This window comes from Achromobacter animicus, assembly GCF_902859585.1.
Classification (GTDB): domain Bacteria; phylum Pseudomonadota; class Gammaproteobacteria; order Burkholderiales; family Burkholderiaceae_B; genus Achromobacter; species Achromobacter animicus.
Genome location: NZ_CADIJM010000002.1, coordinates 853,483 through 867,643 on the forward strand (window position 1 = coordinate 853,483; position 14,161 = coordinate 867,643).

At 62.6% G+C, this 14,161-nt stretch carries 11 protein-coding genes; 7 read left to right on the forward strand and 4 right to left on the reverse strand.

Annotated elements, in window-relative coordinates; all coding sequences use genetic code 11:
• A complete protein-coding gene (locus HV681_RS08695; protein ID WP_175122679.1) occupies positions 1 to 876 on the reverse strand; it encodes a hypothetical protein in 876 nt (291 codons plus the stop codon).
• A 9-nt stretch (positions 877 to 885) separates the two neighbouring features.
• On the reverse strand, positions 886 to 3,891 hold the full coding sequence (locus tag HV681_RS08700; protein WP_175122680.1) for a T6SS effector BTH_I2691 family protein: 3,006 nt from the start codon (positions 3,889 to 3,891) through the stop codon (positions 886 to 888).
• A gap of 340 nt (positions 3,892 to 4,231) precedes the next feature.
• Between HV681_RS08700 and HV681_RS08705 the strand changes: the two genes are divergently transcribed.
• Positions 4,232 to 4,756 carry a nucleotidyltransferase family protein gene (locus HV681_RS08705; RefSeq protein ID WP_217467834.1) on the forward strand — a complete coding sequence of 175 codons (525 nt, stop codon included), beginning with the start codon at positions 4,232 to 4,234 and terminating at the stop codon, positions 4,754 to 4,756.
• Between the two features lie 60 nt (positions 4,757 to 4,816).
• On the opposite strand, the gene HV681_RS08710 is transcribed toward HV681_RS08705, so the two are convergent.
• Positions 4,817 to 5,275, reverse strand: a complete 459-nt coding sequence (locus tag HV681_RS08710; protein ID WP_239214730.1) for a response regulator — start codon at positions 5,273 to 5,275, stop codon at positions 4,817 to 4,819.
• Between the two features lie 319 nt (positions 5,276 to 5,594).
• On the opposite strand from HV681_RS08710, the gene HV681_RS08715 reads away from it, so the two are divergent.
• The 4 genes from HV681_RS08715 to HV681_RS08730 are packed head-to-tail and all read left to right on the forward strand — an operon-like array spanning position 5,595 to position 11,706.
• Positions 5,595 to 9,026 carry a response regulator gene (locus HV681_RS08715; RefSeq protein WP_175122682.1) on the forward strand — a complete coding sequence of 1,144 codons (3,432 nt, stop codon included), beginning with the start codon at positions 5,595 to 5,597 and terminating at the stop codon, positions 9,024 to 9,026.
• A 33-nt stretch (positions 9,027 to 9,059) separates the two neighbouring features.
• Complete coding sequence (locus tag HV681_RS08720) at positions 9,060 to 9,899, forward strand: CheR family methyltransferase (RefSeq protein ID WP_175122683.1); 840 nt, start codon at positions 9,060 to 9,062, stop codon at positions 9,897 to 9,899.
• A 23-nt stretch (positions 9,900 to 9,922) separates the two neighbouring features.
• Positions 9,923 to 10,510, forward strand: coding sequence for a chemotaxis protein CheB (locus HV681_RS08725; protein WP_224776870.1), 588 nt, complete (start codon positions 9,923 to 9,925; stop codon positions 10,508 to 10,510).
• Between the two features lie 20 nt (positions 10,511 to 10,530).
• On the forward strand, positions 10,531 to 11,706 hold the full coding sequence (locus HV681_RS08730; RefSeq protein ID WP_175122685.1) for a hybrid sensor histidine kinase/response regulator: 1,176 nt from the start codon (positions 10,531 to 10,533) through the stop codon (positions 11,704 to 11,706).
• Here the strand turns inward: HV681_RS08730 and HV681_RS08735 are convergent.
• Entirely contained in the window at positions 11,703 to 12,371 is a 669-nt protein-coding gene (locus HV681_RS08735; RefSeq protein WP_175122686.1) for a nucleotidyltransferase family protein, read from the reverse strand. The two genes, HV681_RS08730 and HV681_RS08735, sit on opposite strands and share 4 nt — an antisense overlap.
• A 185-nt stretch (positions 12,372 to 12,556) precedes the next feature.
• On the opposite strand from HV681_RS08735, the gene paoA reads away from it, so the two are divergent.
• Together paoA and HV681_RS08745 are read left to right on the forward strand one after the other, a co-directional pair.
• The gene (gene paoA, locus HV681_RS08740; protein ID WP_217467835.1) at positions 12,557 to 13,213 is read left to right on the forward strand and encodes an aldehyde dehydrogenase iron-sulfur subunit PaoA; all 657 of its coding nucleotides are present in this window, start codon (positions 12,557 to 12,559) and stop codon (positions 13,211 to 13,213) included.
• The gene (locus tag HV681_RS08745; protein WP_175122688.1) at positions 13,210 to 14,160 is read left to right on the forward strand and encodes an FAD binding domain-containing protein; all 951 of its coding nucleotides are present in this window, start codon (positions 13,210 to 13,212) and stop codon (positions 14,158 to 14,160) included. The genes paoA and HV681_RS08745 overlap by 4 nt, the downstream gene beginning before the upstream one ends.
• Position 14,161: the final 1 nt, after the last annotated feature.

The window sequence follows — 14,161 nt, forward strand, 5'->3', positions numbered from 1 at the left end:
TCATGCTCTCGCCGTCGGTATGGGCGGCTGTGCGGCTTGGACCTTCAGTACTCGACAAGCCGCGTACCAGGACAGCGCGCAGAACATGTTGTAAGGAAAGAGCAACAGCCACAGAGGCAATAGCCAGTTGTTTTTTCCTTGCGCTTCATTCGGCTGGCCATTGCGCCAAGGTACGTAACGGCGCCAGGCTTCGGTGGGAGTCAAATAAATACAGTGGTCGGGAGCAAGCCACCAGTTGGATTCTGCGGGTTTGGGTAATTTGTTGGGACCTTCATCCATGAATAATCGGATGAACTCCCATACTTGAGCGACATATAACACGCGCGGGTCGACCGGTTGGTTACTTTCGGTGGATACGAATAGTGATTCCAGTCTTTTCCCTTTCATCTCGGGCTTAATTGATTCAACCGGCATTTTAATTATTAGCGAATGCGTCACGATCACTCCTGCTCCCGTGAATTCTGATTTCGACACCATGCCTCCAATGGCAGAGTTCCATGCGCCAGATATTACCCTCCTGCGATCTCTATAGCTGACGCGCTTGTCGAGTCTGGAAAATATTATGTCTGATCTTGTTTTAATAAAGCTTACGCTCAGCGCGAGCATCAAGAAAAAGAATAGTGAGATCAGAAATAAACAGAAGAGCAGCACATAACTTAAAATGGCAGATCCAAGGAGTACGGCGAGAAAATAGCCTAAAAATCCGGAAATTGTCACGACCAATGCAGCAGCATATTGCTTTCCCGACGATGCGGATTCCACGGTCCAGGGGTTCCGTATACGCAAACAAGCTTCATCGATACTGACAAGCTGGTCGCCAATTGCTGGCGAAACGCCAGCGCTGTCGTTGCTCGACCAAATCCAATCTGTTGCCATAATTACTGCTCAATCCGTTAATAGGAACGAGGCTTGGACGACCGCCGTTTCGTCCAGCCCCTGGTTGGGTTTAAAGTCGACGGTCATCAGCATGCTGACGAAGTTTTCACTTTTAACTTGGTGACGCAACACCAAACCGGCAGGAGTTACGATGCATTCTGGCTTTTGTCCGTGCACCGAGATCCTGGGTTTTCCAACGCTCGACGTCGGTCCATTTCTCTCACCGGGGCTCGCACTCGCAAGCGCCCCTTTCCAGGTGCTCTGTCCCAGGATAAAGCCGGGTAGGAGCACAACGAACTCGATCTCATCCTCAGCAAACCAGCCATCACGCCAAGCGCTATCCATCCCTTCCAAACCGATCGACTCGGCTTGATCGGAGTTAAGCAGGATCGGAGCGAAGGAGGCTTGATACCATTCCCTTGTTTCCGATATCAGTTCTGAAAATCTCGAGAGTCTGCGGTTTTTATCAAGCGGAATCGCCGCTCGCTCTTCGCCGTCACCTATTAAGTTGCCAAACTGGCACCGTGCTGCCCAAAGCTCTATGGGAGAGAAGATTTGTGCGGCGGCTTGAGAATGGAGCCAGATACCGCCGAAGACAAAGGCCGATCCGGTGAGAATGACTGCCGCTGCAATCCAGCCAGCAATTGGAATCGTCGCCAGCGTTCCCGCGACGCCAGTCCCGGTAGAGACCGTAGCGGCAATCGCATTGGCTTTCACCATCACCACGGCCCCCAGCGCTATAGATGTTCCACCAGCGAAGGTATAGTTCCCGCCTATCGTGTTGCCGTCTTTGTAAAGCCGATAGCCCTTCTGCATGTCCGTGATAAAGCCTAGCAATATGCCAGGAATTACGATAAGCCTCCCGTATAGCTTCGACGATATGAAGTTATTGAGGGCGATAGAAAAGCCGAGTCCAGGAACTCTGTATCCCATTCTCAACATCAGGGTGGTGTACGTGGTGCCAGTACTCAGCACCGCTACATTTAATGAGCCTATTACCCCCAATATTGCCGATGCAAAATTGGTCGCGTTTTCATGTGAGAATTCGCGTGCAAGCGTTTTAAGTGCATATCCTAGGTTGATAATATTGAAGTAGACCATGCCGAGGTTAAAGCCGGCTCCTGTGGTCGTGGCGCTTAAAGACCTGAGTGTTGGTATTGCCGTGGCAGTCTGAGTCCTCTCAATAACTACTCTCCTGTTACCCTTGATGCTGACGCTGCGGGTGCGGTCGACCTCAGCCATCCCCTTTTTCAAGAGATCATCTACATCCTGGGAAAGCAGATATTCTGCGTTTTTTGTATTGGTAGCTTCATAGCGACCAGCCAGTAGCCCCAATATCTTTTCCATATTGGCCTCCCGCGCTGCCGCGTGAACTTGCTCGCGAAGGTTGCGGCTCGCATCCCAACGGGTTTTCCCCTTGAGCCGCTTAAGCACGACCGTGGTAACCGTTTGGGCTGTCAGATCGGTAACGCCCTTGATCGCTGGAAATTTAAGGGCAAGTTCGGAGATGATGGAGTCTGCGGCTCCGAGTATGGTTCCAACTGCATCTGCCTTTTCTTTAAAAGGGTTGTATGCGGCCAGAGATACATGGAGGGGGCTTCCTGGGTCATCACACCATTTTTCTAGCCGTTCGTACCTGGCGTCTCCATCGTCGCTGATAGAGAGCGATTGCGTCATGCTCTGCATCATCAACGTAATGGACAGTTCTAACGCTGCCGCAGATTGACGGTTGTCCCGATCGAAGGCGCTAAAGGCGGCCGCCAAACTCCTAGGGTCCGACATATTTATGGATTCCGCCGTCGATAGCCAACAGTCATGATCCGCACACGCCTTGTTCAATTCATGCATCATCACCTTTAGCTGCGCATCAGCCTCTTTTCGTTGCCTCAAAAAGTCGAAGTACAACGTGGTGTCGATTCTTTGGGCCAGCCGCGCACCGGACGGGGAAATGCGCTCGTCCGTCAAAACTTCGTATTCGAGTTGTTCTAGCGATGGTATGGGGCGATGGGTTCGCTGATTGCGATGCCACTCGTGTCTTGCTGATGCGATCTTCGCGGCGTCTTGTCCAGAAGCGCGGAACATGGACTTCAGGGACTCGGTCAGCAAGAATGCGGTCAGATTCTTGTGATGAAACTCTGAACTTGCCAAGTGGATTTGGTCGACGTCCAAGCTTAGACAGTCGGGCAAGTGATGGGGACTTACACCTTCAGCACGCTGATCAGGCCTGCGTTTCAGATCCGTAATCTGATGCTGGTACGCAGCGGCGATCAAACCCAAATCGAGGCTGATCCCCTCGGCGTCATTCAGTGCGACCACCGCAGGCACGCGCGGCTGCGTGAAACGGTAATGGCTGCCTTGGGCGATAAATGTGGCGACCGACAGTTCATCTTCGCTCGCATGACAACTCCATTTCAGCGGCAGGCGCTGCTCGAGGGGCTTGAAGTCTTCCACCCATTCAGTCAGGGCGTTGGCCGGAAGTAAGTGGGCCTGGCCAGAGGGTGATTTGACGCCGGAGGTCAGTTCCACCATATCCAAAGCGCGCATGTGAAGCTGGCGCGCTTCAGGATCCTTGGTAATTCGGGCCGTCATGGCATTGGTCCACAGATGTGTGCTGTAGCCGATCCATACCTCCTTGGCGGTGTCGGGGCTGGTGTCTGCCCACACCCATCCCATGCGCGCACCTGTTTTGTACTTGTTCTTCTTGTCGTAGTCCTCCAGACCCGTGTATGTCAGCTCCTGATAATGGCCCTCACCATCGTATTCATGGATGACGAGCGTTTCGCCCTTGGGGCCTTTCATGAACACGTAGACGTATCCCGGGCGAAGCGCGCGCAGGGTATAGGAGGAAAGCTGCAGCCGCTGGAAGGTTGCCTCCAGCCTGAAGCCGGACTCGGCATACCGATATAGCGGTGCCCCATCCGCATTCGGCACAATCGCATATCGGATCGGAAGGATTGGGATGCGTGGGCAGCAGGCCGGCGCCGAGGTCGCGCCGCCGGCCGTTGACTTTGACATGGATGGATTCCTCTGCGCTGATTCAAGGCCGCCAATAGGAACGCGTCCATCGCGAACAGGAATAGCGACGGACGCGCATGAAATGCGCCTCCATTACTCCACATGTCCCTGCCGCTGGATATCAGACAAAAACTATTCTTCGGGGTGAACGATCTGATTGTTCAAAGGTTTGGGGGGCTGCCATCGATGGCACTTGTCCGATCGGACGCGAGATAATGCCGGCTTTGGCTCGTTCGAAGTATGGAGGCAGCCCGGTCTTTGCCCGCTTTCTGCGTGGCATTCAGTCTGTCACCCCGGAGTAACATCAACGCGCATGACAAAGCGACGAGTTCTAGAGTCGATGGTGATGGCAGACGCTGCGCGCATGTGTGCGCTGGAGGCAGTGCGCGATCTTGATTTGACCGATTGCTGGATCGGCGCCGGGTTCGTGCGCAATCTGGTGTGGGATTCGTTGGCCGGGTTTGCGTCGCCGACACCGCTAAACGACGTTGACGTCGTATGGTTTGGCGACGGTGCCGAAAGCTACGCCGATGATATTCAGCTTGAAAGACGGCTGGGAAGCATTGCGCCGGGTTATCCGTGGTCCGTAAAGAACCAGGCGCATATGCACCGCCGCGATCACGACCGTCCCTACCTTTCGACAATCGACGCGCTGACGCAGTGGCCGGAAACTGCAACGGCCGTGGCAGTTCGCCTTGACAGTGACGGGCGTATCCAGGTCCTGGCGCCATACGGCCTGGATGATCTGTTTGCGGGAGTGATTCGGATGACGCCGCGCTTCAAGATTGAAAAGCGGTCAATACTGGACGAGCGTTGGCAAGCGAAGCAATGGCATCTGCGGTGGCCTTTTCTGCGCTACGCGTAAGGCTGCACAAATCGGCCGGGGCGTGAGGGTGGATTGTTCGACACGCCGCCCCGGAGAACGCTACGCTGCGTGAGCCAGGCATTCCTGGCCCGCGCCGCCCAAGCGGCTGAGCGACGCCGGCATTGCGCCAGTGTTCGAACGATGACGCGGCTGCGGCTGGGATTTCTGGGTCAGGCGGCGAACGGCCTTCAGTACTTCCTCCGGGCTGGCCGGTTTGCGCATCAACACGGCGCGGCCCGCGCAGGCTTCCAGGATCTCGTGTTCCGGACGGCCGCTCAGCACCAGCACCGGCGTTTCATGCAGATAGGCGTTGTCCCGCATGGCGGTCAGGAGGGCGGCGCCGTCCATGCCGGGCATGGACAGATCGGTGATGACCAGGTCGGGGCGCAGGGCGATCATCTGCTGCAGCGCGGTCAGGCCATCGGTGTGCGTCGTGACGTCATAGCCTTCGCTGGTCAGGAACTCGCTCATCAGGGCGACCAACGTGGGTTGGTCGTCCACCAAAAGAATCTTCGTCATTTTTTTCGGTGCCACGGTGGGCAGGAATTCGGTTGTCTGCGCGGCCGGCTGTCCCCAGGTTCAGGCGGGGGGGGCCGAGGGCGTGCCAGCAAAGGCGGCAGGCGCACGGAAAGGCGGCCGGCAGATCGGGAAGCCGAATCCTAGGGCATGGCAGGGCCGCGTTGGTGTAGTAGTTGTATCCATACGCAACCCAGCTGCGCACATACCTGTATAGTTCGCCAGTGCGCAGGATGGTCTGCAGACGTCTCCGTCCCTATAATTCTTCGCACTCTGCCTTAGCGCAATCCGCGCGCTTTCCCTGAATTGGTAAATCGATCTCATGCTGAAATCGCCGCAGCCGGCCAGTCGCCTGGCCTTTCCCCGCACTTTGATGGCCGGATTCATCCTGGCCGCAGTGGCCACGCTGGTCATCGCCTTCGTCAACGTACGCTCGGCGGACACCCGCGCGCGTGCCGTCCAGTCCATGGACCGCGCGACCGAGTCGCTGCGTCAGCTCAGCCTGTTCAATTCGGCCCTGAAAGACGCCGAGATCGGCCAGAGGGGTTACCTGCTGACGGGCGACCCGGCCTACCTGGAACCGTATGTGCGCTCCGTGCCGCTCATCGAGCAGCGCCTGGCCGTCGTGCAGGAGTTCTCGCAACAGGACGCCACGCAGCGCCGGATTGCCAATGACATCGCGGGCATCACGAAGCAAAAGCTTACCGAGTTGAACAACACCGTCGAGATGCGCCGAGCGGGCGACGTCGAAGGCGCGCTGGCGGTGGTGCGGACCGATTCGGGCAAGGAGGCGATGGACCGGCTGCGCGATCTTGTCGGCGACCTCTATACGTCACAGATGCGCCGGGTCGAGCAGGAGCGCGACGCCTGGAGCGATGCGGCCACGATTTCCACCTACTATTCCTGGGGCGGCGCTCTGGTGCTGCTGGTCCTGATCTTTGCCTCGGCGCTCATGACCATCCGCGAGTATCGCGTCAAGGCGCGCCAGGCCTGGGTGACGACGGGCCTGTCGGGTCTGAGCATGCGGCTGCGGGGCGACCAGCGGCTGGACGAGATCGGCCGGCGCGCCCTGGACTATCTGGCCGAATACCTGAACGCCAGCGTCGGCGCGGGTTATGTGGTCAACGGTGACGACCTCGAGCTGTTCGGCGGCTACGCGGTGCCGCCGGAAAGGCTGCCCCAGAAGATTTCCACGGCGCAGGGCCTGGTCGGCCAGGCGGCCGTATCGCGCAAGCTGCTGCACGTGCGCAACGTGCCCGCCGGCCACCTTGAAGTCTCGTCCGCCACGGGCCGCTCGAATCCGGTCGAACTGGTGGTCGCGCCCGCCATGCAGTACGAGCGCGTATACGCCGTGATCGAGCTGGGCTTCAACCATCCGGTCAGCGAGGGCGAACGCAGCCTGCTGGAAGGCGCGTCCGAAATGCTGGCGTCCGCCATCCGTGCCGGCATGGACCGATCGCGGCTGGAATCGCTGCTGGCGGAAACGCAGCGCCAGTCCGAAGAGCTGCAGACCCAGCAGGAAGAACTGCGTGTCAGCAATGAAGAACTGGAGCAGCAGAGCCGCATCCTGCAGGAATCGCAGGCGCGCATGGAACTGCAGCAGACCGAGCTGGAGCAGACCAACCTCAATCTGGAATCGCAGACCGAGCAGTTGCTGCGGGTGCAGAGCGCGCTAACCGACAAGGCCCGCCTGCTGACGCAGGCCAGCCAATACAAGAGCGAATTCCTGGCCAACATGAGCCACGAGCTGCGCACGCCGCTCAATTCCACGTTGATCCTGGCCAAGCTGCTGTCCGACAACAAGACGGGCAACCTGACGGCAGAACAGGTGAAGTACGCGCAGACCATCAACGCGGCGGGGCGCGATCTGCTGGCGCTGATCAACGACATCCTGGACCTGGCCAAGATCGAGGCGGGCCAGGCGACGGTCGAGATCGAAGACCTGGCGGTGACCCCGGCGCTGCAGCGGTTGCTGGAACCGCTGCGGCCGCTGGCCCAGGAAAAGGGCCTGGCGCTGGAGCTGGACATTGCGCGCGACGTGCCGGACACCCTGCGGACCGATCCGCAGCGGCTGGGCCAGGTGCTCAAGAACCTGCTGTCCAACGCCATCAAGTTCACCGAGCAGGGGTTCGTCGCGCTGCGCGTGACGCGGGCGCCGGGGCGCATGCTGTCATTTGCGGTGCACGACACCGGCATCGGCGTGGCTCCCGACCAGCACGAACTGATTTTCGAGGCATTCCGTCAGGCCGACGGCAGCACGCACCGCAAGCATGGCGGCACGGGGCTGGGTCTGTCGATTTCGCGGGATCTGGCCAAGCTGCTGGGCGGCTCGCTGTCGCTGGTCAGCACGCCGGGGCAGGGCAGCGTGTTCACGCTGTTGCTGCCGATGAACATGCTGGTCGTGTCGACCGCCCCGGCGCCGCGCGAGGGCGCGGAGGCGCCTACCACGCTGGCAGGCCCGGCTGGCGCCATCGCCGCCCCGCCCGCCGCGCGCACCGAGCCTGCCCAACCGGCGGCGCTGGCCCAGTCAGCCGAGCCAATTGAGCAGGAGCCGGGCGAGACCTTTGCCCGAACCATCCTCGTCATCGAGGACGACGAACGCTTTGCGGGCATCCTCGCCGATCTGGCGCACGAGATGGGCTTTGGCTGCCTGGCCGCGCACACCGCGACGGAAGGCCTGGCGCTGGCGTCGCAGCGGCGCCCCGATGCCATCGTGCTGGACGTCAACCTGCCCGACTTTTCCGGTCTGGGCGTGCTGGATCAGCTCAAGCGCAACCCGAACACCCGCCACATTCCGGTGCACATCGTGTCGGTGGCCGATTACGCGCAGGAGGCGCTGGTGCGCGGGGCGGTGGGTTATGCGCTCAAGCCGGTCAAGCGCGAGGAACTGGTTCACGCGCTGCACCGCCTGGAAGCCAAGTTCACGCAGAACGTGCGCCGCGTGCTGGTCGTCGAGGACGACGACCGCCAGCGCGACAGCGTGCGCGAACTGCTGGCGCGCGACGACGTCGAGATCGTGCTGGCGGCCAATGCCGGCGACGCGCTGGCGCTGCTGCGCGACACCACCTATGACTGCGTGGTGATGGACCTGAACCTGCCCGACATGAGCGGCTACGAACTCCTGCGCGAAATGGCCGAGCAGGAAAGCGTGTCGTTCCCGCCCGTGATCGTGTACACCGGCCGCGCGCTGTCGCGCGACGAAGAGCAGCAGCTGCGCCGCTTCTCCAAGTCGATCATCATCAAGGACGCGCGTTCGCCCGAGCGCCTGCTGGACGAAGTGACGCTGTTCCTGCACCAGGTGGAAGCCGAGTTGCCGCCGCAGCAGCGCCAGATGCTGGAGCTGGCGCGCAGCCGCGACACGACGCTGGAAGGCCGCACGGTGCTGGTGGTGGAAGACGACGTGCGCAACGTGTTTGCGCTGTCCAGCATCCTGGAACCCACCGGCCTGCACGTCGAGATTGCGCGCAACGGTCGCGAGGCGCTGGATGCGCTGGGCCGCGCCGGCGTCAACGGCCACCGTGCGGTGGACCTGGTGCTGATGGACATCATGATGCCGGAGATGGACGGCTATACGGCCATGCGCGAGATCCGCGCGCGGCCCGAGTGGCGCCGTCTGCCCATCATTGCCCTGACGGCCAAGGCCATGAAGGACGACCAGGAAAAATGCCTGGCCGCCGGCGCCAACGACTACATCGCCAAGCCGCTGGACGTCGAGCGCCTGCTGTCGCTGGTGCGCGTCTGGATGCGCAAGTAAGCCCGACCCGGCCACGACACAGCGATCACGCCCATGCCTAATCAAAACAAGGCGAACATCGAAGACATCGAGCAGCGATTGCTGCTCGATGCGATCTATCACCGCTACCACTACGACTTCCGGGAGTATGCGCAGGCTTCGCTGAAACGCCGACTGCGCACCGCGCTGGGCGAGTTCGACTGCAAGACGCTGTCGCAGCTTCAGGACCGCGTGCTGCACGAGCCCGCCGTGTTCACGGGCCTGCTGCAATACCTGACGGTGCAGGTCAGCGACATGTTCCGTGACCCCAGTTATTTCCTGGCGCTGCGCAACGAGGTGGTGCCGATCCTGCGCACCTATCCCTCGATCAAGGTGTGGGTGGCCGGGTGCAGCACGGGCGAGGAAGTCTATTCGCTGGCCATCCTGCTGCACGAGGAAGGGCTGCTGGACCGTACGCTGATCTACGCCACCGACATCAATCCGCACGCACTGCGCGCGGCCGAGCAGGGCGTGTTCGACCTGGAGCGCGCGGCGGCCTTCACGGCCAACCATGCGCAGGCCGGCGGCCGCAATTCGTTGTCGCACTATTACACGGCGCGGTATGGCCGGGTGGTGTTCGACAAGACGCTGCGCGAGCACATGGTGTTCTCCGACCACAGCCTGTCGACCGACAGCGTGTTTGCGGAAGTGCATCTGGTGTCGTGCCGCAACGTGCTCATCTACTTCGAGCGCGATCTGCAGGACCGGGCGCTGGGCCTGTTTCACGATGCACTGGTTCATCGCGGATTCCTGGGCCTGGGGTCCAAGGAGTCGGTGCGATTCACGGCGCAGGCCGACGGCTTTGACGAATTCGTGATGGCCGACCGCATCTACCGTAAAAGGGCCGACCTGTGACCACGCGCGGGCCGGATCTGTCCGTGGACGCTTCGGACGCCTGGGACGCAATCGTCATCGGCGGCTCGTCGGGCGCTATCGACGCCCTGAGCGTTCTGCTGCCGGCGCTTCCCGCAGGCCTTCAGGCGAGCGTGATCGTGGTCCTGCACCTGCCGTCCGACCGCCGTAGCCTGTTGAGCGACATCTTCAGCTATCGCTGCGCCTTGCCCGTGCAGGAAGCGCAGGACCAGCAACCGATACAGCCTGGGCACGTGTATTTCGGGCCGCCCGGCTACCACCTGCTGGTGGACCGGGGGCCGCGCCTGGCGCTGTCGATCGACCCGCCGGTGCATTTTTCACGGCCGTCCATCGACGTGCTGTTCCAGTCCGCCGCCGATTGCTATGGCGAGCGGCTGCTTGGCGTGCTGCTGTCCGGCGCGAATGAGGATGGGGCCGAAGGCCTGGCCGCCATCCATGCCGCCGGCGGCCACGCGCTGGTGCAGGCGCCGGCGTCGGCAGCGGCACCCACGATGCCCGACGCCGCCCTGGCGCTGGTTCCGGCGGCAAGGGCGCTGACGCCCGACGAGATTGCCGCCGTGTTCGCGCAGTTGCCCACAAGACGGCTGCCCTGAAACCCAAACGCATTGACACCATGATCCCGACATCAGCCCCATCCCGCGACGACCGCATCAAGTGCCTGCTGGTTGACGACGTTCCGGAGAATCTGATTGCGCTCGAGGCGCTGCTGGCCAGCGACCGTGTCGAGGTGCTGAAGGCCCAGTCCGGCCCGCAGGCGCTGGAACTGCTGCTGCGCCACGGCGACGTCGCGCTGGCGCTGCTGGACGTGCAGATGCCCGACATGAACGGCTTCGAACTGGCCGAACTGATCCGCGGCAGCGAGCGCACGCGCCACATTCCGCTGATCTTCATCACCGCCGGTTCGCGCGAACAGAACTGGCAGTTTCGCGGCTACGAGAGCGGCGCGGTGGACTTTCTGTACAAGCCCGTCGACCCGTACATGCTGCGCACGAAGGCCAACGTGTTCTTCGAATTGCACGAGCGCAAGCGTGCGCTGGCGCAGCAACTCGAAGAGCGCACCGAAGCGCTGCGGGTCAACGAAATGTTCATGGCCGTGCTGAGCCACGATCTGCGCACGCCCTTGCAGGCCATCATCATGGGCGCCACCGTGCTGCAGCGCCAGGGCGACGACGAACGTGTGTCGAGCCTGGCGCGGCGCATGCTGCAAAGCAGTGAGCGCATGTCGTGCCTGATCGAAGACCTGCTGGATGTGACGCGCATTCGCCAGGCGGGCGGGCTGACGCTGGCGCCCTCGGAACTGAACATGGGAGCGCTGGTCGAGCGCACGCTGGACGAGGTGCGCACGGGCTTTCCCGATCGCCAGGTGGCGTCGCACTGCCGTGGCGACGCGGCCGGCGCGTGGGACGGCCAGCGCATTTCGCAGGTGATCGCCAACCTGGTGGGCAACGCCTTGCACCATGGCAGCAAGACCGCCCCGGTGCGGGTCGAGGTCAATGGCGAGGACGCCAACGAGGTGGTCGTTACCGTTTCCAATGGCGGCACCATTCCGCCGGAGCTGCTGCCCCATCTCTTCAACCCATTCCGCAGCGGCGCGCGGCGGCCCGGCGGTCACCACGGATTGGGCTTGGGCCTTTTCATTGCGCAGCAGATCGTGGTGTCGCATGGCGGCTGCATCAGCGCGGACTCGCGCGACGACGTGACGAGTTTCCGCGTGGCTCTGCCGCGGCGGGCGGCGTCGGCCGGCGCGGCGGTGATCGCGCGGCCGCGCGGCGACGCGACGCCCGCCTAGGGCGGCGCAGACTGTCCACCGCAGTCGGCGGTGGACAGGTCATCCGGTGTATCCACATCGGCGCATACGCCCGCATCATCGACCGCCAGCTCGGTCACACCATGACGGGCCAATACGGAACGTGCGCCCACATCTCCCGCCAGCGCCGCAAGCGCCGGCCAGATCGATCGCTGAAACGCGACCGGGTGGCCGCGCTGGCCCTGCCATGCCGGCGCGACGATGGGATGCTCCTTTGCCGCTTCTGCAACGCGCAGGAAGGTATCCGCGCGGATCCAGGGCATGTCGCCAAGCGCGACAAGGCAGGATTGCACGTCCGGGCTTGCGGTGCGCATGACGTGCCGTGCGGCCGCAGCAAGACTGTCGCCCATGCCACCGTTCGTGCCATCGGTGTAAGGGCCTATCGTGACCACCTCGCATCCGGCTTGCGCCAGGAGTGCCGCGACGCGGTCGTTGCCCGCGCGGACGACCGCCACGACGCCGGCCGCCGCGGCCAGCAGGGACGACGCGGCCGTCATGACGACAGGTGTGCCGTCTGCAAGGGGCGCCAGCAGCTTGTCCTGGCCCGCGGCCGCGCTGGCAAAGCGCCGGCCGTGTCCGGCAGCTAGCAGGATGCCCACGCAGCGAATGCACGCGGGGCTGTCCGGATTGGTTTCGAGATCGAACATTTTCTTGTCAAACGGGCGTGGCGGCCGGGCGGTTCCCGTCGCTATCATCGATTGACGACGATCTTATCGGGAAATCCGCCCCGTTTTCACGCAAGACGCAGCGCGGCACCGGCATGCCGGGGGCGGCGCCGCCAGGAACACGGTTTGCTGATAGCGCGCGCTGATGGCGAGCTGCGGCCCGCCGAATGCTCAAAGGAGTTCCAGCCTTGGAAAATTCCATCGATATCAAGATTTCGCGGCGCAACCTGCTCAAGGCGGGCGCCGCTTCAGCCACCGCACTCGGGACAACAACCATGTCCGCAGCCCAAAGCGCCGCGCCGGCGCACAACCTGACCACCACGGTCACGCTGCAGGTGAACGGCCGCACGCATGAGTTGGCGCTGGATGTGCGCACCAGCCTGCTGGACGCGCTGCGCGAGCACCTGCACATGACCGGCACCAAGAAGGGCTGCGATCATGGCCAGTGCGGCGCCTGTACGGTGCTGCTGGATGGCAGGCGGATCAATGCCTGTCTGACGCTGGCCGTCATGCACGACGGCCAGCAGATCACGACTATCGAAGGGTTGGGCACGCCGGGCGCGCTGCATCCGCTGCAGGCCGCGTTCGTCAAGCATGACGGTTACCAGTGCGGTTACTGCACGCCGGGGCAGATCTGCTCTGCGGTCGGCATGCTGGACGAGGCCGCAAGCGGGATGCCCAGCCATGTCACCGGCTCGTTGACCGAGCGCCCGTTGCTGACGCCCGAGGAGATCCGCGAACGCATGAGCGGCAACATCTGCCGTTGCGGGGCGTATTCCAACATCCTGGACGCCATCGAAGACGTCGCGGAGGGCAAGGCATGAGATCGTTCACGTACGAGCGTCCCGGCACCGATGCCGAAGCTGCTGCCAGCGCGGCACGCGAGCCGCGGACGCGGTTCATTGCAGGCGGCACCAATCTGCTTGACCTGATGAAGATTGAGGTCGAAACGCCCGTCCACCTGGTCGATGTCAACGGCCTGGGCCTGGACCGCATCGAACCCACGGACGACGGCGGGTTACGCATCGGCGCCGTGGTGCGCAATGCGGACCTTGCCGCCCACGACGTGGTGCGGCGTGATTATGCGGTGCTGGCGCGCGCGCTGCTGGCTGGCGCGTCGGGGCAGATCCGCAACCGCGCCACGACCGCCGGCAATCTGCTGCAACGCACGCGCTGCCCGTATTTCTACGACACCAACCAACCCTGCAACAAGCGCGTGCCCGGCAGCGGCTGTTCCGCAATCGGCGGCGTGTCGCGCCAGTTGGCGGTGATCGGCGCCAGCGACGCCTGCATCGCCACGCATCCCAGCGACATGGCTGTGGCCATGCGCCTGCTGGATGCGAAGATCGAGACGGTGCGTCCCGACGCCACGCGGCGGGTGATTCCCATCGCCGATTTCTATCGCCCGCCGGATGGCACGCCGCATATCGAGACCCATCTGGCGGCTGGCGAACTGATCACCGCGGTGGTGCTGCCCAAACCGCTGGGCGGCAAACACCTCTACCGCAAGGTGCGCGACCGCGCGTCGTTCGCCTTCGCGCTGGTGGCGGTGGCCGCCGTCGTGCAAGACGATGGCACCGGCAGAGTGGCGCTGGGCGGCGTGGCGCCGCAGCCCTGGCGCAGCGAAGCGGCAGAAGCGTATTTGCCGGACGGCGCGGCGCGCGTGACCGATGCGCTGCTGTCCGGCGCCAAGCCGACGCCGGATAACGGTTTCAAGCTGACGCTGGCGCGCCGCGCGCTCGGTTCGGTCTTGATGGAAGCGAGGGCGTGAA